The following is a 21656-nucleotide window of genomic DNA, read 5'->3' as shown; positions in this document are numbered from 1 at the left end:
GCCTGATTCGACCCGTTCACCCCGCGCCACTCGATGGATGCCATGTCTGCAGCCGACACCTCCGGAGCTGGCTACTATCTCGATACCGCCGGCGCGGCCCCGCCATCGCCTGTGCTGCAGGGGAGCGTAGAAGCATCGGTCTGCATCATCGGTGGCGGGTTCGCCGGGCTCAATACCGCGCTGGGTCTGTCGGAGAGGGGCGTCCGTGATGTCGTGCTGCTCGAGGCCGAAGCGGCCGGCTACGGTGCCTCGGGCCGCAACGGTGGCTTCGTGTTCGGCGGATTCTCGAGGGGTGAGGACGCGCTCCTACACGAACTGGGTGCCCAGCGCGCCAAGGCTCTTTATGACGGCACAACGGATGCGGTCGAACTGATCCGGCAACGCATCACACGCCATGCCATCGCCTGCGACGACACGCACGCCGGGATCATCTGGGCCAACTGGTTCAAGGATCCGGAGGTGTTGCGGAGCCGGCAGCGCCTGCTGGCTGATCAGTATGGTCAGGACTGGCGATGGATGCCGCAGGAAACGCTGCGAAGCCACATCCGGACGCACCGTTACCATGACGGCCTGTTCGAGCCGGATGCCTTCCATTTTCATCCGCTGAAGTACGCGCGCGGCATTGCACGCGTGGCAGAGGAACAAGGGGTTTCTCTGTTCGCGCGCTCGCCCGCGAGCGCGCTGGTGCGGGATGGCATGGGATGGCGAGTGGCCACGCCGCAGGGGCAGGTCAGGGCGCGTCATGTGGTGCTGGCCTGTGGGGGCTATCTTGCAGGCCTGCATCGTCGCGTGGATGCGGGCGTATTGCCCATTGCCACCTATGTGATGGTGACAGAGCCGCTGCATGCGCGGATGCAGGACGCACTCACGACGCAGGCCGCGGTCTACGACACCCGGTTCGCATTCGACTACTACCGACCGCTACCGGACACGCGGCTGTTGTGGGGAGGGCGCATCTCCGTGCTGGACCGGTCGGCTGCGGAGGTACGGAGATTGCTGTATCGCGACATGCTGAAGGTGTTCCCCCAGCTTGAAGGCGTCCGCATCGACTACGCGTGGTCGGGCCTGATGAGCTATGCCCGCCACCAGATGCCTCAGGTGGGGCGCGTGGAGGACGGCTTGTGGGTTGCGCAGGCGTTCGGCGGGCATGGCGTGGCACCCACCACGTTCGCCGGGGAGATCATCGCCAGCGCCATCGCCCAGGAAGATCCGCGCTGGCGTGAGTTTTCGGACTATGGGCTGGTATCCGCATTGAAACCTGCCGGTTTCATGGGCGCGCAGCTCGGCTACTGGTGGGCGGAATTCAAGGATGCGTGGAAAGACAGGATGGAGCAAAGGTGACCGACATGACGGAAACGAACGACCCCATCGAATGGACCGATTTCGAACGTGTCGCGTTGTGCGTGGGTACCGTGCTGAAAGTCGAGGCATTCCCGCAGGCGCGCAAACCGGCGTGGAAGCTCTGGGTGGACTTCGGGCCACATGGGGTCAGGAAGACCAGCGCGCAGATCGTCGCGCTCTATGCCGCAGAGGACCTGGTCGGGCGGCAGATCGTCGGCGTCATCAATTTCCCTCCGAAGCAGATCGGGGGCTTTCTGTCGGAGTTCCTGCTGACCGGCTTTCACACCGATGACGGCGTGGTGATCACCACGGTGGAGCGGCCGGTGCCGAACGGTGCGCGGATGGCGTGAGCGAAGGCACCACACCCGGGAAAAAGGCGCCTTTCGGCGCCTTTTTCATTCGACACAGAAGTGCGGGTAACGTCAGAGCGATTCGAAGATGCCTGCTGCGCCCATGCCGGTACCGATGCACATGGTGACCATGCCGTATTTCTGCTGGCGACGACGCATGCCATGGACGATCGTGGCAGTGCGGATCGCACCGGTGGCACCCAGTGGATGGCCCAGCGCAATCGCGCCGCCCAGCGGGTTGATTTTCGAAGGGTCCAGTCCGCTGTCGCGGATCACCGCCAGGGCCTGCGCGGCGAAGGCTTCGTTGAGCTCGATCCAGTCCAGCTGGTCCTTGGTCAGGCCGGCCTGTTTCAGCGCCTTCGGAATCGCGGCGATCGGGCCGATGCCCATCACTTCGGGACGCACGCCGGCGACCGAGAAACTGACGAAACGGGCCAGCGGGGTCAGGCCGTAATCCTTGATCGCCTGCTCCGAGGCCAGCAGCACGCCGGCGGCGCCGTCGCTCATCTGCGACGAGGTGCCTGCGGTGACAGTGCCGCCGAACTGCGGATTGCGGAACACGGTCCGCAGCTTGGCCAGACCTTCCAGCGACGTGTCCGCACGCGGGCCTTCATCCTGTTCGACCAGCAGCTTCTTCAGCCGCACCGTGTTGCCGGCCAGGTCGGGCTGGCGCGAGATCACTTCGTAGGGACTGATCTCATCCTTGAACTCGCCCGCCGCCTGCGCGGCGAGGGCCTTCTGGTGCGAAGCAACGGCGAACGCATCCTGGTCCTCGCGCGAGATCTTCCATTCCTCGGCCACCTTCTCGGCGGTGACGCCCATGCCGTAAGCGATGGCGACGTGGTCGTTGTCGAACACGCTGGGTGCCATGGCGATCTTGTTGCCCATCATCGGCACCATGCTCATGCTCTCGGTGCCGCCGGCCAGCATCAGGTCCGCATTGCCGAGCCGGATCTGGTCCGCGGCCATCGCCACGGCTTGCAGGCCGGACGAACAGAAGCGATTGATGGTCTGCGCGGCGATGGTGTTCGGCAGGCCAGCCAACAGCAGGCCGATGCGTGCCACGTTCATGCCTTGCTCGCCCTCGGGCATCGCGCAGCCGATGATGGCGTCGTCGATGCGGCTGAGGTCGATGCCCGGCGCTTGCGCCACGACCGACTTCAGCACGTGCGCCAGCATGTCGTCCGGGCGGGTGTTGCGGAATACGCCCTTCGGTGCCTTGCCGACCGGCGTGCGGGTAGCGGCGACGATATAGGCTTCTTGGATCTGCTTGCTCATTTCGATGTGTCCTTGTCCGTCGCTTAGTTACGCAGGGGCTTGCCGGTCTTCAGCATGTGGCCGATGCGCGCCTGGGTCTTTTCCTGCTGCGCCAGTTCAACGAAGTGCTTGCGCTCCAGCTTCAACAGCCACTCTTCGTCCACCAGTGCGCCGCGGTCGACTTCGCCGCCGCACAGCACGGTGGCGATGCGCACGGCAATCTCGTAGTCGTACGGGCTGATGAAACGCCCCTCCAGCATGTTCACCAGCATCATCTTGAAGGTGGCGATGCCGACGTCGCCGGCGACCTGGATGCGGCGGGCGGGCAGGGGCGGGCGGTAGCCGGTCTCGGCCAGCGCCAGCGCTTCCTGCTTGGCGATATGGAGCAGCTCGTAGGCGTTGAAGGCGACCTTGTCGCCCGTGCGCATCAGACCGAGTTCCTTGGCTTCGACGGCGGAGGCGGAGACCTTGGCCATCGCGATCGTCTCGAAGGTCTTCTTCAGCTCGGCGAACACGTCTCCGCCCGGACCTGCGGCTTGCGAGGCGCGCACGGCGAGTTCCTTCAGGCCGCCGCCGGCCGGCAGCAGGCCGACGCCCGCTTCCACCAGACCGATGTAGCTTTCAAGGTGCGCAACCGTGCGTGCGCTGTGCATCTGGAACTCGCAGCCACCGCCCAGCGCGAGGCCGCGCACGGCCGCAATCACGGGTACCAGCGAGTACTTGATCCGCTGGCTGGTGGCCTGGAAGTTGGCGACCATCGCTTCGAACTCGGCGATCTTGCCCGCCTGCAGCGCACCGAGGGCGCCTGCGAGGTCGGCACCAGCCGAGAAGGGTTCCTTCGGCTGCCAGATCACCAAGCCCTTGAACTTCTGCTCGGCGATGGTGATGGCTTCCTGCAGGCCGTCCAGCACGGCGTCGGAGACGGTGTGCATCTTGGTCTTGAAGCTGACCACGCCGATACCGTCGCCGTCGGTCCACAGGCGCACGCCGTCGTTTTCGTAGACGGTCTCGCCCTGGGCAAAGGCTTCGCCCAGCAGAGGATCCGGGAAGCGCTGGCGCTGGTAGACCGGCAGGGCCGAGCGAGGCAGCTTGGCGTTGCGGCCCGGGCTGTAGCTGCCTTCGGCACCATGCACGCCCTCGCGGCCGTCGAACACCCAGTTCGGCAGCGGCGCGCTGCTCATGGCCTTGCCGGCCACGATGTCATCGGCGATCCATTGCGCCACCTGCTTCCAGCCGGCGGCTTGCCAGGTCTCGAACGGACCCAGCGACCAGCCGTAACCCCAGCGGATGGCCAGGTCGACATCGCGCGCGGTTTCGGCGATGTCGGCCAGATGATAGGCGCTGTAATGGAATAGATCGCGGAACACGGCCCACAGGAACTGCGCCTGCGGGTGCTGGCTCTCGCGCAGCTTGGCGAACTTCTCCGCGGGATTCCTGATCTTCAGGATCTCGACCACCTCGGGCGCGGCCGTGCGATCGGCGGCTCGGTAATCCTGCTTCTCCAGGTCCAGGACCACGATGTCCTTGCCGACCTTGCGGAAGATGCCGGCACCGGTCTTCTGGCCAAGCGCGCCCTTGGCGATCAGCGCGTCCAGCCACTTCGGCGACTTGAAGTAGGCGTGCCACGGGTCGTCCGGCAGGGTGTCGGCCATGGTCTTGATGACATGGGCCATGGTGTCCAGGCCGACCACGTCCGAGGTGCGGTAGGTCGCCGACTTCGGGCGGCCGATCAGCGGGCCAGTGACGGCGTCCACTTCGTCGAACCCCAGCTTGAATTCGCCGGTGTGGTGGGCGGTGGCCAGGATCGAGAACACGCCGATCCTGTTGCCGATGAAGTTGGGGGTGTCCTTCGCATAGACCACGCCCTTGCCCAGGGTAGTGGTCAGGAAGGTCTCCAGACCTTCGAGGACGGTGGCATCGGTGGATTTGGCCGGAATCAGTTCGGCCAGATGCATGTAGCGTGGTGGGTTGAAGAAGTGCACGCCACAGAAGCGATGGCGAAGTTGTTCTGGAAGAACTTCCGCCAACTTGTTGATTCCCAAGCCTGATGTATTGCTTGCCAGTACCGCATGATCGGCCACGAACGGGGCGATCTTCTTGTAGAGGTCCTGCTTCCAGTCCATCCGCTCGGCGATGGCCTCGATGATCAGGTCGCAGCCCTTCAGGTGCTCGAGTCCTGTCTCGTAGTTGGCGGGCGTGATGGCTTCGGCAAGCGACTTGCTGGCAAGAGGGGCAGGGCTCAACTTGGCCAGGTTGGCGATGGCCTTCTGCACGATGCCGTCGGGATGGCCCTCCTTGGCAGGCAGGTCGAACAGCACGGTGTCTACGCCGGCATTGGTCAGGTGCGCGGCGATCTGCGCGCCCATGACACCAGCGCCCAGAACGGCCGCCTTGCGTACAAGCAATGGATTGGACATGGAATTTCCTTGGATTGCAGGGGTTTCAGACATGGTCGGCGCGCAGGCCGGCCTCGGCGAAGCGGATGAGTTCGCGGGCGGCGCGCTCACGGTGCGCCGCTTCCGTGACGCCCGTGGGGCGCTTGATCAGGCCGAAGTCGGCCATGGCGTAGGTCAGGGCGCCGGAGAAGAAATCCAGCCGCCAGTAGAGCTCTTCCTTGCTGAGGCCCGGCACGCAGGCGGCGATCGCCTTGCCGAACTCGCGCAGCACATGGCCGTAGTGGTCGGAGAGGAACTTGCGCAGGCCATCGTTCTTTTCGGCGTAGGCGCGGGCGATGACCCGGACAAAGGCGCCGCCCCCGTGGCGATCCTGGGCCAGCGCCAGCGCCGGCTCGACGAAGGCGGCGAGGATGGGTTCCAGCTCGCCCGGGCGCCCGGCCAGTGCCTTTTCAAGCAGGGTGAGGCGGGCGGCGGTCATGTCGTCCATGCGGCGACGGAACACCTCGTTGACCAGGTTCTCCTTGCTGCCGAAGTGGTAGTTGACCGCCGCGATGTTGACGTCTGCGCGACTCGTCACCTGCCGCAGGGAGGTGCCTGCAAAGCCGTACTGGGCGAAGAGTTCTTCCGCGGCCCCCAGGATCCGTTCCTTGGTGGAGAAGTGTGTGGTGTTGCCCATGGGGCCTCCGACTTAATCAAACGCTTGTTTGATTGATTCTCCGCTGACCGTGGGGCCGTGTCATGTTGCAAGGCAGCAATCGGCCTGTGACGCAGGCTGCATCCTGCGCTGGGATACGTTAGAATCTCGCTACGCTTTCTGGTCTAAGCCCGCGTTTCGACGCGGGTTTTTCATGTTAACCTTGGGCCTTCAGTGGCCCGCCCAACGGAGAAAATCCCCATGGCGCTGGAGCGCACCCTGTCGATCGTCAAGCCCGATGCCGTCGCCAAGAACGTCATCGGCGAAATCTATGCCCGTTTCGAAAAGAACGGCCTGAAGATCGTCGCCTCGAAGATGAAGCACCTGTCGCGCCGTGAGGCCGAAGGTTTCTACGCCGTGCATCGCGAACGTCCGTTCTTCAATGCACTGGTCGAGTTCATGATCTCCGGTCCGGTCGCCATCCAGGTGCTGGAAGGCGAGAACGCCGTGCTGAAGCATCGCGACATCCTCGGTGCTACCAATCCGAAGGACGCCGCGCCGGGCACGATCCGCGCCGACTTCGCCGATTCCATCGATGCCAACGCCGCACACGGCTCGGATTCGGTCGAGAACGCGAACATCGAGATCGCGTACTTCTTCGCCGCCACCGAAGTGTTCTCGCGCTGAGCGAAGAGTGATGAGCAGCCACGAACTGCCACCGATCGAACTGAAAATGGCCACGGACGCACCGTCCGTGGCCATCGGTGCGTCCGTGCCTGCGAAACAGAACCTGCTGGACCTGGATCGCGAGGGCCTTGAGCAGTTCTTCATCGGAAAGCTCGGTGAGCAGAAGTTCCGCGCTCACCAGGTGATGAAGTGGATCCACCATCGCTACGTCACCGACTTCGACCAGATGACGGACCTGGGCAAGAACCTGCGCGCCAAGCTGCAGGAGCATGCCGAGGTTGTCGTGCCGCAGGTGGTGTTCGACAAGCCCTCCACCGACGGCACCCACAAGTGGCTGCTCGGCATGGGGGTTGATGGCAAGAATGCCGTCGAAACTGTGTACATACCTGACAAGAGCCGCGGCACGCTGTGCGTGTCGTCGCAGGTGGGCTGCGGGCTGAATTGCACGTTCTGCTCCACGGCTACCCAAGGCTTCAATCGCAACCTGACCACCGCCGAGATCATCGGCCAGGTGTGGGTGACGGCGCGTCACCTGGGCAACGTGCCTGCGCAGAACCGTCGCCTCACCAACGTGGTGATGATGGGCATGGGCGAGCCGCTGCTCAATTTCGACAATGTCGTGCGCGCGATGAACATCATGCGCGACGACCTGGGCTACGGCTTGGCCAGCAAGCGCGTCACGCTGTCGACCTCCGGCCTTGTGCCGATGATCGACCGGCTGTCCACCGAGACCGACGTGTCGCTGGCGGTCTCGCTGCACGCGCCCAACGATGCCCTGCGCGAGCAGCTCGTGCCGCTCAACAAGAAGTATCCGATCGCCGAACTGATGGCGTCATGCGTGCGCTACCTGCGCGCGAACAAGAAGCGCGATTCGGTGACGTTCGAGTACACCTTGATGAAGGGCGTCAACGACCAGCCCGAACACGCGCGCCAGCTGGCCCAGCTGATGCGCAAGTTCAGCAATGCCGCGCAGTTGAAGGATGCCGGCAAGGTCAACCTGATTCCGTTCAATCCGTTCCCGGGCACGCGCTACGAGCGCTCTCCGGAAGATGAAATCCGCGCGTTCCAGAAACTGCTGCTTGACGCGCAGGTGCTGACGATGGTCCGCCGCACGCGCGGCGACGACATCGATGCCGCCTGCGGCCAGTTGAAGGGCCAGGTGATGGACCGCACGCGCCGCCAGGCCGAGTTCCGCCGGCAATTGCAGGAACAGGGCATCGACGATGCGGCATAAGGCGATCTGCCTGCTGCTGATCCCCCTCCTGCTGGCCACCGCCTGCAGTCGCCTCACCTTCGTTCGCCCCAAGGGCAAGATGGAGTCCCTCTCCGGGCAGCAGGTCGCGCCCGAGTACTCGGTCAAGGACAGTCCGGAGGTCAAGCGCCGCCAGTCGGTGCAGACGATGCTCGCGCGCGCCACCCAGCGCCTGCATGCCGGTGAACTCGATCCTGCGGAGAAGGATGTGCGCTCCGCACTCAAGCTGGATCCCGGCTCGGCGGATGCCACCACTCTTCTGGCGGTGATCGAAGACCGGCGCGGCAGGGCGCAGGAGGCGGGCCAGCTGTACCGCCGTGCGGCGGAGCTGGCGCCCGGGCAGGGCGCGGCCCAGAACAACTACGGGGCCTGGTTGTGCGCCAATGGTGCGGCGGCCGAGTCGTTGGTCTGGTTCGACCGCGCGGTCCAGGCGCCTGGCTATGCGACGCCCGTGCTGGCCATGGCGAATGCCGGCAGCTGCGCCCTGACCAGCGGACAGACGGAAAGGGCCGAGCGCGACCTGCGTCTGGCCCTGTCGCGCGACCCGTCCAACACGACCGCCCTTGGCGCGATGGCGGAGCTGGAATTCGATCGGCAGCACTATCTGCCGGCACGTGCCTTCATCGAGCGCAGGCTGGCTTCGGGGCCAGCGACTGCCGCGGTGTTGAAACTCGCATCACAAATCGAGGATAGACTCGGCGACAAGGCCGCTGCCAGTCGATATGTTCAGCGGATTCGGGCGGAGTTCCCCGACGCGCAGGACGTCAACTCTGGGGGAAATGCAGGGCCATGATGGACACGGTAGGTGGGGGAGTGGCGCCGCCGCAGGGGTGCGGTGAGGCGCTGAGATTGGCGCGTGAGCAGGCCGGCCTGTCGTTGCAGGAGGTCAGCCAGCGCCTGAAGATGCCATTGAAGGTGCTGCACGCCCTCGAAGGCGGGCAGTGGGACCAGTCAGGCGGGGCGGTGTTCGTGCGCGGGCAGCTGCGCAGTTACGGTCGCCTCCTCAAGGTGGATGTCGAACCCTTCCTGCAGCAGGCGGAAGCGGTGGTATCGAAGCCGGTCGAACTGGTCAGCCACAGCCATACGCCGCACTTCCAGTATTTCTTCGAAAGCTTCAAGCGGCGTGCGGTGTACGTCGTGTTGACGCTCGTGATCGCAACGCCGGTGTGGATGGCCTTGCGTCCGAGCTCCGGACCGGCACCGGATGCGGCGACCGCGTCGCTGGACGTCGTGCCGAGCGCATCAGGTTCGCCAGGTGTGGCGGAAGGGAACACCCCGGTCGCCAGGCCTCAGGCCACGCCATATGTGGCGTCACTGGCGCCACTGCCGCGCGCGGCGGCCTCGTGGCTGACGCTGACGTTCAAGGGTGACAGCTGGGTCGAAGTCAATGATCCCGCTGGCCGCAAGGTCGAGCATGCGCTGATCCGGGCGGGCGAAGAACGCACGTACGCGAGGGGTGAAGTCGGCCGCATCAAGTTGGGCGATGCCACGGCGGTCGAGGTTCAGCATGTCGGTAGTACGGTGAATCTGGCACCGTACCAGCGAGCGAATGTTGCGCGCTTTACGGTATCCTCTGAGGGTTCCCTAGCGCCGGTCGGTGACTGACCCGCGCGCGGGTTTGTCCAACTAAAGACCAAGACCCCGCCTCGACGGGGCAAGAGAGCGCATGGCGATTGATGATCTGCTCGACGAGCACGAACAAAGCGAACGCGTCCGTAGCTGGCTCCGTAACAATGGTGCCGGCCTGCTGGGGGGCGTGATCCTGGGGTTGGGTGTCATCTTCGGCTGGCAGTGGTGGCAGAAGAGCCAGGCGGGCAAGAAGGAACAGGCCTACCAGGCATACCAGGCGGCTGTCGAGGATCTGTCGAAGGGCGACCTGAAGCAGGCCAAGGGCGCCGTCGATTCGCTCATGAAGGAAGACGAGCTGTACGCCGATGTGGCGGGTCTCCAGCTGGCCAAGGCACAGATCCAGGCGGGCGAGCGTGGTGCCGCCATCGCCACGTTGCGCGGCCTGACGCCGGTCGATTCGCTGCGGCCGCTTGTGAACCTGCGCCTGGCGCGCCTGCTGATCGATACCGGCAAGCACGACGATGCATTGAAGCTGCTGGACAAGGCCGATGATGCATCGAGCCTGGAAGTCCGTGGCGATGCATTGCTGGCTGCAGGCAAGTTGAAGGAAGCGCAGGATGCCTACACGCGCGCGCTGACGACGCTCGATGTGGTATCCCCCCAGCGTCGGCTCGTGGAGCTGAAACTCATCCACGCCGGCGGCACACCGCCCAAGAGCGGAGACGCCGCATGAAGCTCACCCATGGTTTTCCCGTCCGTCTCCTGACGGCAGCACTCCTGATCGGCGCCCTGGGGGGCTGCAGTACGGTAAAGGGCTGGTTCGACGGTGACGACAAGCCAGACGAGAAGCCGACCGATCCGGCGGAACTGGTCGACATCACGCAGTCGGTGTCGGTGTCCAAGCTCTGGAGCGCGAATGCCGGCAAAGGCGAGGATCGGCTGGGCATCCAGCAGGCGCCTGTGGTGGAAGGTGGCCGGGTGTATGCCGCTGCGGTCGAAGGCGGCGTGCGTGCCTTCGATCTCCAGACGGGCAAGCAGGTATGGCAGTACAAATCCGACTTGCGACTGTCGGGTGGTCCGGGTGCCGGCCAGGGCCTGGTAGTCGTGGGAACACTGGACGGCCAGGTCATCGCTCTGGATGCTGCTACTGGTGCCGAGAAATGGCAGGTGAAGGTGCCGAACGAAGTCATTGCGGCGCCGGCGATCGGGACGGATCTGGTTTACGTGCGCAGCAATGATGGCCGCGTCACGGCATTGAATGCAGCAAACGGCGAGCGCCGCTGGTTCTGGACCAACGAACTTCCCAGTTTGACCGTTCGCGGCAACGCGCCGGTCGTGGTTGGTCCGGGCGTCGTGTTCGCAGGCAGCGACGACGGCACGGTCACCGCACTGTCGGCGGGCGATGGTCGTCCCATGTGGACGCAGGCGGTAGGTACGCCGGAAGGCCGCAGTGAACTCGAGCGCATGGCCGATGTGGATGGCGCCCCGGTGCTGGAAGGCACCACCTTGTATGCCACCAGCTACAAGATGGAGACCGTTGCGCTGGAAGGCCCTTCGGGCCGCCCCTTGTGGACGCGCGACAATGGTGGCGCGGGTGGCCTGGCGGTCACCAGCAGCGCGGTCATGGTGGCCGATCCGGCGGGTACCGTCTGGGCGCTGGACAAGTACAGTGGCAGCGCCTTGTGGTCCAACACCACCCTCGCGCGGCGCTCGCTGACGGCACCCACCATCCATGGCGACTACGCCGTGGTCGGTGACTACGACGGCTATCTGCATTGGCTGAACACAGACAATGGCGAGGTCGCAGCGCGCGCCCGCGTGGGGGGCAAGGCCCTGCGTGGCAAGCCTGTCGTCGCCGACGGCATCCTGCTGGTACAGGATGTGGAGGGTGGCCTGACCGCCTTCGGGTTCAAGTAACCCCGTCCGAAGGAGTGGGCCGGCCCACTCCTGTCTTGCCGGAAAGGGCCGCATTGCGGCCCTTTTTCGCGGAAGGGGACGTATTCCGATACCATGGCGGCCCGTTGCCAGACCGGAGCGGCCGTGCCCTGCGCGCGGCGACACGCCTCCGGCAACAATTTCCTTTCCGGTTGCCTCTGCATGTTGCCCCTCGTCGCCCTGGTGGGTCGTCCCAACGTCGGCAAATCCACCCTGTTCAACGCGCTGACCCGCAGTCGTGACGCCCTGGTGCATGACCAGCCCGGCGTGACGCGCGATCGCAACTACGGCGTCTGCCGCCTCGACGAAGACGACCCTTTCCTGGTCGTCGATACCGGCGGCATCGCCGGTGAGGAAGAGGGCCTGGCCGGTGCCACGGCACGCCAGGCACGTGCGGCGGCCGAAGAGGCCGACCTGGTGTTGTTCATCGTCGATGGCCGTGAAGGTGCATCCGCGCTCGACGACGAGATCCTGGCCTGGCTGCGCAAGGCCGCGCGCCCCACGCTGCTGGTCATCAACAAGATCGATGGCATCAACGAGACCACCGCGCTGGCGGATTTCGCCCGCTACGGTTTCTCCGACGTCATCACGATCTCGGCTTCGCACCGGCAGGGCATCGACGACCTGCTGGAGGAAGTCCACCAGCGGTTGCCCGATGAAGGTGCCACTGCCGGGCTGGACGACGATCCCGACCGCATGCGGGTCGCCTTCGTGGGCCGCCCCAACGTGGGCAAGTCCACGCTGGTGAATCGCCTGCTGGGCGAAGAACGCATGATCGCCTCCGAGGTGCCGGGCACCACACGCGACTCGATTGCCGTGGACATGGAGCGCGACGGTCGCCAGTACCGCCTGATCGACACTGCCGGCCTGCGCCGCAAGGGCAAGGTGGAGGAGGCCGTCGAGAAGTTCAGCGTGGTCAAGACGCTGCAGGCCATCGAGCAGTGCCAGGTGGCCGTGCTGCTGCTGGATGCGACCGAAGGTGTCACCGACCAGGATGCCAGCGTGCTGGGCGCCGTGCTCGATGCGGGCCGCGCGCTGGTCGTGGGGATCAACAAATGGGACGGGCTGACGACCTACCAGCGCGAACAGGCAGAAGCGCTGTTGGCACGCAAGCTGGGGTTCGTCGAGTGGGCCGAAGTGGTCCGCATTTCCGCGCTGCATGGCTCCGGCCTGCGTGAACTGTTCAAGGCCATCCACCGCGCACATGCGTCGGCGACCAAGGAGTTCGGCACCAGCGAAGTCAACAAGGCGCTGGAAGTCGCGTACGAGACCAACCCGCCGCCGAGCATCCGTGGCCACGTTTCCAAGCTGCGCTACGTGCATCCGGGCGGCGCCAATCCGCCGACCTTCATCGTCCATGGCACTCGCCTGAAGGTGTTGCCGGAGTCGTACAAGCGGTACCTGGAGAACTTCTTCCGCAAGCGCTTCAAGCTGGCCGGTACGCCGGTGCGCTTCATCTTCCGCGAGGGCGCCAACCCCTACGAAGGCAAGAAGAACGTGCTGACCGAAAAACAGATCGCGAAGAAGCGTCGCCTGATCCGGCACGTCAAGCGCGGCAAGTGACCGGATACCCGTCTCGCATCGGCTTCGCCGAAGCCGGACAGATCATCCGGCAGGTCGCCGGCAACCGGATGCTGGGTCCGGAGCGCATCGCCGTCACCCGCGCCAGCGGCCGGGTGCTGGTCGAGGACATCACCGCCCTCCGCCCGTTGCCGCCGTTCGACAACAGCCGCATGGATGGCTTCGCCTTCGCCCACGCCAGCCTGCTGCCGGGGGAAGACACCCTGCTGCGATTGACCGGTGAACAGTTCGCCGGCCGACTGCAGGTCATGCAGGTCGGCGCCGGGGAATGCGTCCGCATCACCACGGGCGCGCCGCTGCCTGCGGGTACGGACACCGTCGCCATCAAGGAAGACTGCACCCTGCATGACGGCATGGTGCGTGTGCCGGCCGGCCTGCGCCCCGGCGCGGATGTGCGGCGCGCGGGCGAAGACGTGCAGGCGGGCGCAAGCGTGCTCGCCGATGGTCAGGTACTGACGCCGGCCCGGGTGTCGTTGGCAGCCGGGCTGGGGATAGCCTCGCTGGCAGTCGCACAACGCCCGACCGTGGCCGTGTTCACGACCGGCGACGAACTGGTGGAACCCGGGTTGCCGTTGGCGCCCGGCCAGATCTACAACAGCAATCGCGAACTGCTGATGGGGCTGCTGCGCGCGGAAGGTCTGGAGCCGACCGCCTGGCCGACGCTTCCTGACGATCCGGAGCGCATGAGTACCGCGCTGGCCGACGCCGCTGCCGCGTTCGATGTCGTCATCACCTGCGGTGGCGTGTCCGCCGGCGAGAAAGATCATCTGCCCGCACTGCTGGCAGCGCGGGGTCGCATCCATTTCTGGAGGGTACGCATGAAGCCCGGGATGCCGGTGCTGTTCGGCGAGATGGACCGGGCCCTGTTCCTTTGCCTGCCGGGCAATCCGGTGTCCTCGCTGGCCACCTTTCTGACGCTCGGGCGGGCCCTGCTGGATGGCCTGCAGCGTCGTCGTGAGCCTCGTCCGCAATGGAAGGCGGTGTTGCGGGCGCCCTGGCGCAAGACGCACGAGCGCCTGGAATTCCTACGAGGATGGATGGAAAGCGGGGACGATGGACGATTGCAGGTCACGCCCAACGCTGCGGATGCTTCCCACCAGTTGCGTGCGGTCGCCGACAGCAATGCACTGATCATCCTGCCCGAAGGTGCGCGCGACTATTCGGCGGGCGACGTCGTGGACGTGATCGGTTGCTGAAGCGGCCCGCGTGGCGAGTTGCGCGATAATCACGCCATGGCCATCCGCGAAATCCTCCCCGAACACGTCGCCCCGCTGCTTGCGCAAGGCAGTGTCTTCATCGATGTACGCGAAGACCACGAGCGTGCCAGCGGCCAGGCCGAGGGTGCGCGAGGCATTCCCAAGGCGCAGCTGGAAGCCGATCCTGCCGCCCACCTGCCGGATCGAGACGCCAGCATCGTGCTGGTCTGCCAGAAGGGCGGGCGATCGATGGAGGCCGCCCGCGTGCTGGAAGCCGCAGGCTATACAGCAGTGTTCTCCGTCGCGGGTGGAACGTCGCGCTGGATCGAAGAAGGGCGCCCGGTCGTCATGCCCGTCCTGTCCGATGACGCCCGCGACTTCAACGAGCGCTATTCCCGCCACCTGCTGTTGCCCGAAGTGGGCGCGGCGGGCCAGCTGCGCCTGCAGCAGTCGCGCGTGCTGATGATCGGGGCGGGCGGCCTGGGATCTCCTGCGGCGTTCTATCTTGCCGCCGCCGGGGTAGGGCAGCTGCGCATCGCGGACGATGACGTGGTCGACCGCAGCAACCTGCAGCGCCAGATCCTGCATACCGAAGCGCGGGTGGGCCAGGCCAAGGTCGCCTCCGCGCAGGCAGCGCTTGCCGCACTCAATCCGCGTATCCGTATCGAAGCCGTGGCCGAGCGCGTCACGGTGGGCAATGTCGAACACCTGCTGGAGGGCGTGGACGTGGTGCTGGATGGGGCCGACAACTTCCCGGTACGCTACCTGCTCAACGATGCCTGCGTGAAGCTGGGCAAGCCGTTGGTGTATGGCGCGGTGCAACGCTTCGAGGGGCAAGTGAGCGTGTTCGATGCCGGTCGCCATCGTGGCCATGCGCCCTGTTACCGCTGCCTGTTCCCGGAACCGCCGCCGCCGGAGTTCGCCCCCAACTGCGCCGAAGCCGGCGTGCTGGGCGTGCTGCCGGGGGTGATCGGGCTGCTGCAGGCCACCGAAGTCCTCAAGTTGCTGCTGGGCATCGGCGACCCGCTGACGGGCCGGTTGCTTCACTTCGAAGCGCTGTCCATGCGCTTCCGCGAAACCCGGTTGCGGCACGACCCGGACTGCGCGGTGTGCGCGCTCGATCTGCCGTTCCCCGGCTACATCGACTACCCCGCGTTCTGCCGCGCGCCGGCCTGATCACTCCATCGCGCGCATGCGCAGCCCGTCGCGGAACTGACGCGGGGTGATGCCCGTATCGCGCTTGAATGCTGCGCTGAGGTGGCTGTGGCTGGCGAAACCGCAGTCGACGGCGATGTTCGCGATGTCGGCGTTGCTGTTGAGCAGATGCCAACGGGCCCGGCGAAGACGCTGAGCCAAGATGTACTGCGCGGGCGTGGTGCCGAAGTCGCGCCGGAATGCGATCAGCAACTGGTGCACGCTCATGTCGACCAGCATCGCCAGTTCGGCCAGCGTGATGCGCTGGTCCAGACAGGCCTCGATGTGGTCGCACAGCTGACGCGCCGCGCGCGGCGCGAGCCGGGCCGATGCGGGCGCGCGCATCACGGGCAAGCGGTAGCCGTCGTACAGGTGTTGCCGCAGGACCAGTTGCAGGCGTTCGGCCATCATCACCGACAGGTCGTCGTCCTGCTGGCTCAGGCGCCCGAGTCGGGCCACGCTGTAGTGGAGAAATTCATCGCGGTGGCCCAGGCGCGGCATCAGGTCTTCAATGAGGGCGCGCTGTCCGTTGCCCACGTCCACCTCGGCGAGCGGGGACAGCCGCAACTCGGCGTAGGTGATGACCTGTCCCTTCGCCTGACTGGCATAGCGTCTTTTCGCGGGGATCAGCCAGATGTCGCCCGGCGACGGAGGCGCATGGGTGGCGCCGGCGCCATCGATCTCGGTATCCAGCTCGCGCATGGTGCCGCCCAGGTGGACGATGACCGTGTGGCGCGGTTGGTCGATCGCCCACAGCGTGCGCTGGCGGATGTCCTCGCGGCAGACCAGCAGTTCCACGCCGGGCCAACGCGCCTGCGCGAGCACCCGGTATTGCGGCGTCCCTTCAGACGCGTGGTTGGCCGCGTCATACGACGATTGCCAGCCATCTTGCGGGCCATCGGGCACCGGAGAATTTGACAGTGGACGGGACATCGTGAAAGCCAGGCGAGCCGCTTCGCACGCATCTTAGTGGCGTCGAGCGGGACTGCCTACCGCTGGCTCTCCCTGCAGTCGACCGCCCCTATCGCCCCCTGAAGGAAATTCCCATGACCGACCATTCCATCCGCGGCAAAGTCGTCCTGATCGCCGGCGGCGCCAAGAATCTGGGCGGCCTGATCGCCCGCGACCTCGCCGCGCAGGGTGCCAGTGCCATTGCCATTCACTACAACAGCGCCGCCAGCACGGCCCAGGCAGAGGCCACTGTCGCTGCCATCGAGCGGACTGGCGCAAAGGCCGTCGCGCTGCAGGGTGATCTGACCACCGCCGGAGCCATGGAGCGGTTGTTCACCGATGCGGTCGCGGCAGTCGGCCGCCCCGACATCGCCATCAACACGATCGGCAAGGTGCTGAAGAAACCGATGGCCGACATTTCCGAGGCCGAGTACGACGACATGGCGGCGGTCAATGCCAAGACCGCGTTCTTCTTCCTGAAGGAGGCCGGCAGGCACCTCAATGACAACGGCAAGGTATGCACCCTGGTTACATCGCTTCTTGGCGCGTTCACCCCGTTCTATGCGGCGTACGCAGGCACCAAGGCGCCGGTGGAACACTTCACCCGTGCTGCGGCCAAGGAATTCGGCGCACGTGGCATCTCGGTGACCGCCGTCGGCCCCGGCCCCATGGATACCCCGTTCTTCTATCCGGCCGAAGGTGCCGATGCCGTCGCGTACCACAAGAGCGCGGCGGCGCTTTCGCCCAGCAGCAAGACCGGGCTGACGGACATCGAAGACGTGGTGCCCTTCATCCGCCACCTGGTGAGCGACGGCTGGTGGATCACCGGGCAGACCATCCTCATCAACGGCGGCTACACCACCAAGTGAGCGTGTCTTGGACCGGGTTGCGTGGCCCGTTCCCGGACGGGAAGCGTGGTACTGGAGTGCGGTAATGTGGGCGCGCGGGCTGCCCCGCGCGAGCCAATTCCCGGGGAGGACCACACCGTGCGGACCTTGATCTTCATCGTTGTCGGCCTGCTGGTCGTGGGCTTTGCGATGTGGCTGGCCAAGCCAGCCAGACGTCGTGCTGTAGCGGTATTTTTCAGCCTGGGCTGGTTGCTCGCCGTGCTCTGGAACCTGTGTACGGGCATGTCGCACGGTTACTCGCTGCAGGAAGAGTTGCCCATCCAGTTGCTGATCTTCGCGGTACCGGTGGCAGCGGCCGCATGGCTGGCCATGAAGGCGCCGGGCCGGTAGAGCGGGCGCATCCATCCGGTAGACTGCCAGCATGAGTGCAGAATCCGGTGCCAGCCAACTGGTAAGTGTCGTCGCCCTGCTGGGTGCCGCCGTCGTGACCGTGCCGATCTTCCGGCGCCTGGGCCTGGGATCGGTGCTGGGATATCTCGCCGCCGGCCTTGTGATAGGTCCGTTCGGTCTGAAGTGGTTCTCCGATCCGCAGTCCATCCTGCACGTTGCCGAACTCGGCGTGGTGATGTTCCTGTTCGTGATCGGTCTGGAAATGCGGCCCAGCCACCTGTGGAGCCTGCGCAAGCAGATCTTCGGGCTGGGAACGCTGCAGATCGTGGTCTGTACGGTATTGCTGACCGGCGTGGGCCTGGTGTTCGGCTACCCGCTGGCGGTGTCGTTCATCGGCGGCATGGGCTTCGTGCTGACGTCCACGGCGGTGGTCATGCAGCTGCTGGCGGAGCGGGGCGACGTCGCGTTGCCGCATGGCCAGAAGGTGGTATCGATCCTGCTGTTCGAAGACTTGCTGATCGTACCGTTGCTGGTGCTGGTCGCCTTCATGTCGCCCCAGGTGGTGGAGCCGCAGGAGGGCTCGCGCTGGATCGCGATCGGCATCGGTGTCGCGTCGCTGGCCGGGCTGATCGCCGCCGGTATCTGGCTGTTGAACCCTTTCTTCCGCATCCTCGCTGCGGCCAAGGCGCGCGAAGTGATGACCGCCGCCGCGTTGCTGGTGGTGCTGGGTGCCGCGTTGCTGATGCAGTTGGGTGGCCTGTCGATGGCGATGGGCGCTTTCCTGGCCGGCGTGCTGTTGTCCGAATCGACCTTCCGTCACCAGATCGAAGCCGACATCGAACCCTTCCGCGGCATCCTGCTGGGCCTGTTCTTCCTTGGCGTGGGCATGGCGCTGGACCTGGGCGTGGTGGCGGCCAACTGGCCGCTCATCGTCAGCGCGGTGCTTGCGATGATGGCCGTCAAGGCCGCCTGCATCTACATGGTCGCGCGCGTCACCCGCAGTTCGCATGCCGAAGCGCTCGACCGCGCGGTGCTGATGGCGCAGGGCGGCGAATTCGCCTTCGTGCTGTTCGCCGCCGCCGCCGCGGCCGGCATCATCGACGCAACCGTCAATGCCAACCTCACCGCCATCGTGGTGCTGTCGATGGCGCTGACGCCGCTGTTCGTGCTGCTGCTGCGCCGGTTCACCCATCCGGAGCAGCCCTCGATGGAAGGCATCGAGGAGGCGAAAGGCCTCAGTGGCAGCGTGTTGATCATCGGCTTCGGCCGCTTCGGCCAGGTGATGAGCCAGTCGCTGCTGGCACGCGACGTGGACGTCACCATCATCGATACCGACATCGAGATGATCCGTAGCGCGGAGGAATTCGGCTTCAAGATCTACTACGGCGACGGCACGCGGCTGGATGTGCTGCGCGCGTGCGGCGCACAGACGGCGCAGTCCATCGCGATCTGCATCGACGACAAGGACGCGGCGAGCCGCATCGTGGAGCTGGTCAAGCACGAGTTCCCGCAGGCGCAGGTGCTGGTGCGCTCGTTCGACCGCGAGCACTCGCTGGCGCTGATCGCCGCAGGCGTGGATTTCCAGATCCGGGAGACGTTCGAGTCCGCGGTGGAGTTCGGTCAGGCCGCGTTGATGAGCGTGGGCATGTCGCGCGAAGATGCCGAAACGATCGCACTGGAAATCCGTCGGCGGGACGCCGAGCGCCTCGAACTCGAGATCGCGGGCGGCGACCTCAGGTCGGGCATCCCGGCGCTCTACGGCAACGCCAGGCCCGCCAAGCCCACGCCGACGCCCTTCACCAAGCCCAAGCGCGAGGCGAGGGCGCTCAACGAGGAAGCCGCCGAGATCATCGGCGAGGAAGAAGAGGAGTAGCCGGCGCGCTCAGTCCGCGCCGGTTTCGAGGAAGTCGCTGAAGGTGCGCCAGTAGTGGGGATCCAGCGACAGGTCGTCATGGCCCGCGTGCGGGAAGTCCACGATCAGCGCACGTCCCTTGAAGGCTTTGAGCAGCCGGTCGGTGTTTGCGGGCGGCACCACCACATCCCGTCCCGCCCGCAGCACCAGCAGCTCACCCCGATGCCGCGGCAGGCGTTGCGACGAGTCGTAGTGGTCGTGCAGCAGCCATCGTGCCGGAAAGACGGGATAGTGCGATTGCGCAACGGCGGCCAGGCTGTCGAAGGGGGTGACCAGCACCAGCCGTGGCACCGTCCGTTCCGCAGCGACATGCGTGGCGACCCCGCTGCCGAGGCTGCGCCCGACCACGGAGACCTGCCCATCCGGGTGCCGTCGAGCCACATCGTCGAATTGCGCGAGCGCGTCCGCCAGCAATGCCGCCTCGCTGGGCACGCCGTCACTGGCGCCGTAGCCGCGGTACGCGAAAAGATACGCCGTATGGCCGGGAAGCCAGCGGGCAAGGTCGTCCCGGCTGGCCTGCACGGATTCGGCGTTTCCTCCGAAGTACAGGACGGCATCCCGACGCCCCGGATTGACCACCCAGCCACGCAGCGTGGCGCCGGGGCGGGGGAGGGCGATATCGGTTTGCGCGGGTTCCACCCGGGTGAGCTGCGGGTAGTAGATCAACCGGCGTTGCTGCGAATAGAGCAACGCGCAGGCGGCGAGATAGCAGGCTGCGGCGATCGCCGTCGACCAGAGCAGCATGCGACGGCCGCGCTTACCCATGCCGCTCCTGCGCCACCTTGAAGGCGGCCAGCTGTTCGGGCGTGGCGTCGCGTTGGTGCTGCGCCTTCCATTCGGCGAACGGCATGCCGTAGATCATGCCGCGCGCCTGCTCCTTGTCCATCGCGATGCCCGCCTCCACGGCGGCCTCGCGGTACCAGTCGGCCAGGCAGTTGCGGCAGAAGCCGGCCAGGATCATCAGGTCGATGTTCTGCACGTCGGTGCGGTCGGTATTGAGGTGCTTGAGCAGGCGGCGGAACGCGGCCGCCTCGAGGGCTGTGGTATCGGTCATGGTCTTGATCCGTGGGAGCGTCCCATGGGCACGATGCCTTGAGACGAAGGGGAACAGCATCGCGCCCACGCGGCGCTCCTACAACATGGGGAAGGAATCGGGGACAATATGCATCGACTCTACACCCCACGCTCCCATGACTGCCCGAATCCTGGACGGCCGCCGCATTGCCGAAAACCTGCTGGACCAACTGAAGGTCCGGGTGGACGCGCGGGTGGCTGCGGGCCGGGCGCGGCCGGGCCTGGCGGTGGTGCTGGTCGGCGGTGACCCGGCTTCCACGGTCTATGTTCGCAACAAGCGGCGTGCGGCCGAAAAGGTGGGCATCGCCGCCTACGATTACGACATGCCGGAAGGCACCACCGAGGCACAACTGCTGGACCTGATCGATCAGCTGAATGCCGATCCGAAGATCCACGGCATCCTCGTCCAGCTGCCGCTGCCCGGCATTCCGGATGCGACCCGCCTGATCGAGCGCATCGATCCGCGCAAGGACGTGGACGGGTTCCATCCCGCCAACGTCGGCCATCTGGCGCTGCGGCAGTTCGGCCTGCGTCCCTGCACGCCGCGCGGCATCACCACGCTGCTCGCGTACACGGACCGCCCGGTAAGAGGCCAGAACGCCACGATCGTCGGCGTCAGCAACCACGTCGGCCGGCCGATGGCGCTGGAATTGCTGATCGCCGGCTGCACCGTCACCAGCTGCCACAAGTTCACCCCGCGCGACGTGCTGCAGGCCCGCGTCGGCGACGCCGACATCCTCGTGGTGGCGGCGGGCAAGCCCGGCCTGGTCCCTGGCGAATGGGTCAAGCCGGGCGCCGTGGTGATCGATGTGGGCATCAACCGGCTCGAGGATGGCCGGCTGGTGGGCGACGTGGGCTTCGACGCGGCCGCGGAGCGGGCCAGTTGGATCACCCCCGTCCCGGGCGGCGTGGGGCCGATGACCGTCGCCACGCTGATGCAGAACACGCTGGAAGCCGCCGAAGCGGGCCCCTGAGCGGCGTTCTGTCTGGGTGTGGGAGCGACGTAAGTCGCGATGAAACCATCGGATTCCCTCATCGCGACTTACGTCGCTCCCACAGACACGGGGCGGCACCGGGAAAGCATCGTTC

At 65.9% G+C, this 21656-nt stretch carries 21 protein-coding genes; 15 read left to right on the top strand and 6 right to left on the bottom strand.

What is annotated here, in order from left to right; genetic code table 11:
• Window positions 1-42: 42 nt before the first annotated feature.
• Together IB223_RS15000 and IB223_RS14995 are read left to right on the top strand one after the other, a co-directional pair.
• Window positions 43-1341 carry an FAD-binding oxidoreductase gene (locus IB223_RS15000; protein ID WP_192202574.1) on the top strand — a complete coding sequence of 433 codons (1299 nt, stop codon included), beginning with the start codon at window positions 43-45 and terminating at the stop codon, window positions 1339-1341.
• A gap of 5 nt (window positions 1342-1346) precedes the next feature.
• Window positions 1347-1691, top strand: a complete 345-nt coding sequence (locus tag IB223_RS14995) for a tRNA-binding protein (protein ID WP_192202573.1) — start codon at window positions 1347-1349, stop codon at window positions 1689-1691.
• 72 nt (window positions 1692-1763) lie between these two features.
• Here IB223_RS14995 and IB223_RS14990 read toward each other — a convergent pair whose 3' ends face one another.
• From IB223_RS14990 to IB223_RS14980, 3 genes are read right to left on the bottom strand one after another with little or no spacing between them, the layout of a single operon-like run.
• A complete protein-coding gene (locus tag IB223_RS14990; RefSeq protein WP_192202572.1) occupies window positions 1764-2969 on the bottom strand; it encodes an acetyl-CoA C-acyltransferase in 1206 nt (401 codons plus the stop codon).
• 23 nt (window positions 2970-2992) lie between these two features.
• Window positions 2993-5365 (bottom strand): 3-hydroxyacyl-CoA dehydrogenase/enoyl-CoA hydratase family protein, encoded by a 2373-nt coding sequence (locus IB223_RS14985; RefSeq protein WP_192202571.1) that lies wholly within the window; start codon window positions 5363-5365, stop codon window positions 2993-2995.
• A 25-nt stretch (window positions 5366-5390) separates the two neighbouring features.
• On the bottom strand, window positions 5391-6020 hold the full coding sequence (locus IB223_RS14980) for a TetR family transcriptional regulator (RefSeq protein ID WP_192202570.1): 630 nt from the start codon (window positions 6018-6020) through the stop codon (window positions 5391-5393).
• A 219-nt stretch (window positions 6021-6239) separates the two neighbouring features.
• Between IB223_RS14980 and ndk the strand changes: the two genes are divergently transcribed.
• The 9 genes from ndk (at window position 6240) to moeB (ending at window position 15374) form a co-directional block, all read left to right on the top strand.
• A complete protein-coding gene (gene ndk / locus IB223_RS14975) occupies window positions 6240-6665 on the top strand; it encodes a nucleoside-diphosphate kinase (protein ID WP_162337947.1) in 426 nt (141 codons plus the stop codon).
• A 46-nt stretch (window positions 6666-6711) separates the two neighbouring features.
• Window positions 6712-7899: a 23S rRNA (adenine(2503)-C(2))-methyltransferase RlmN gene (gene rlmN, locus IB223_RS14970; protein WP_192202788.1), complete on the top strand. Its 1188-nt coding sequence runs from the start codon at window positions 6712-6714 to the stop codon at window positions 7897-7899.
• A 79-nt stretch (window positions 7900-7978) separates the two neighbouring features.
• Window positions 7979-8710, top strand: coding sequence for a type IV pilus biogenesis/stability protein PilW (gene pilW, locus IB223_RS14965; protein WP_343227216.1), 732 nt, complete (start codon window positions 7979-7981; stop codon window positions 8708-8710).
• Entirely contained in the window at window positions 8707-9522 is an 816-nt protein-coding gene (locus tag IB223_RS14960) for a RodZ domain-containing protein (RefSeq protein ID WP_192202568.1), read from the top strand. The genes pilW and IB223_RS14960 overlap by 4 nt, the downstream gene beginning before the upstream one ends.
• A 61-nt stretch (window positions 9523-9583) precedes the next feature.
• A complete protein-coding gene (locus IB223_RS14955; RefSeq protein WP_192202567.1) occupies window positions 9584-10219 on the top strand; it encodes a tetratricopeptide repeat protein in 636 nt (211 codons plus the stop codon).
• Window positions 10216-11403: an outer membrane protein assembly factor BamB gene (gene bamB, locus IB223_RS14950; RefSeq protein WP_192202566.1), complete on the top strand. Its 1188-nt coding sequence runs from the start codon at window positions 10216-10218 to the stop codon at window positions 11401-11403. The genes IB223_RS14955 and bamB overlap by 4 nt, the downstream gene beginning before the upstream one ends.
• Before the next feature lie 180 nt (window positions 11404-11583).
• Window positions 11584-12984, top strand: a complete 1401-nt coding sequence (der, locus tag IB223_RS14945; RefSeq protein WP_192202565.1) for a ribosome biogenesis GTPase Der — start codon at window positions 11584-11586, stop codon at window positions 12982-12984.
• On the top strand, window positions 12981-14198 hold the full coding sequence (gene glp, locus IB223_RS14940) for a gephyrin-like molybdotransferase Glp (RefSeq protein ID WP_192202564.1): 1218 nt from the start codon (window positions 12981-12983) through the stop codon (window positions 14196-14198). The genes der and glp overlap by 4 nt, the downstream gene beginning before the upstream one ends.
• A 36-nt stretch (window positions 14199-14234) precedes the next feature.
• A complete protein-coding gene (moeB, locus tag IB223_RS14935) occupies window positions 14235-15374 on the top strand; it encodes a molybdopterin-synthase adenylyltransferase MoeB (RefSeq protein ID WP_192202563.1) in 1140 nt (379 codons plus the stop codon).
• On the opposite strand, the gene IB223_RS14930 is transcribed toward moeB, so the two are convergent.
• Window positions 15375-16325 carry an AraC family transcriptional regulator gene (locus IB223_RS14930; protein WP_192202562.1) on the bottom strand — a complete coding sequence of 317 codons (951 nt, stop codon included), beginning with the start codon at window positions 16323-16325 and terminating at the stop codon, window positions 15375-15377. It lies immediately after the preceding gene.
• A 113-nt stretch (window positions 16326-16438) separates the two neighbouring features.
• On the opposite strand from IB223_RS14930, the gene IB223_RS14925 reads away from it, so the two are divergent.
• The 3 genes from IB223_RS14925 (at window position 16439) to IB223_RS14915 (ending at window position 19454) form a co-directional block, all read left to right on the top strand.
• Window positions 16439-17212 (top strand): SDR family oxidoreductase, encoded by a 774-nt coding sequence (locus IB223_RS14925; RefSeq protein WP_192202561.1) that lies wholly within the window; start codon window positions 16439-16441, stop codon window positions 17210-17212.
• A gap of 117 nt (window positions 17213-17329) precedes the next feature.
• Window positions 17330-17581: a hypothetical protein gene (locus IB223_RS14920; RefSeq protein ID WP_192202560.1), complete on the top strand. Its 252-nt coding sequence runs from the start codon at window positions 17330-17332 to the stop codon at window positions 17579-17581.
• A gap of 31 nt (window positions 17582-17612) precedes the next feature.
• Window positions 17613-19454 carry a monovalent cation:proton antiporter-2 (CPA2) family protein gene (locus IB223_RS14915; protein ID WP_192202559.1) on the top strand — a complete coding sequence of 614 codons (1842 nt, stop codon included), beginning with the start codon at window positions 17613-17615 and terminating at the stop codon, window positions 19452-19454.
• 9 nt (window positions 19455-19463) lie between these two features.
• On the opposite strand, the gene IB223_RS14910 is transcribed toward IB223_RS14915, so the two are convergent.
• Window positions 19464-20258, bottom strand: a complete 795-nt coding sequence (locus tag IB223_RS14910) for an alpha/beta fold hydrolase (protein WP_225591121.1) — start codon at window positions 20256-20258, stop codon at window positions 19464-19466.
• Window positions 20251-20547 carry a DUF1244 domain-containing protein gene (locus IB223_RS14905; RefSeq protein ID WP_192202558.1) on the bottom strand — a complete coding sequence of 99 codons (297 nt, stop codon included), beginning with the start codon at window positions 20545-20547 and terminating at the stop codon, window positions 20251-20253. The genes IB223_RS14910 and IB223_RS14905 overlap by 8 nt, the downstream gene beginning before the upstream one ends.
• A 136-nt stretch (window positions 20548-20683) precedes the next feature.
• On the opposite strand from IB223_RS14905, the gene folD reads away from it, so the two are divergent.
• Entirely contained in the window at window positions 20684-21541 is an 858-nt protein-coding gene (gene folD / locus IB223_RS14900) for a bifunctional methylenetetrahydrofolate dehydrogenase/methenyltetrahydrofolate cyclohydrolase FolD (protein ID WP_192202557.1), read from the top strand.
• Window positions 21542-21656 lie beyond the last annotated feature (115 nt).

Origin of the sequence: Pseudoxanthomonas sp. PXM03 (genome assembly GCF_014852005.1) — a bacterium.
In the GTDB taxonomy this organism is placed as follows: Bacteria; Pseudomonadota; Gammaproteobacteria; order Xanthomonadales; family Xanthomonadaceae; genus Pseudoxanthomonas_A.
Note: the sequence above shows the minus strand (reverse complement) of the source record. Positions and strands in the feature narration are given on the sequence as shown.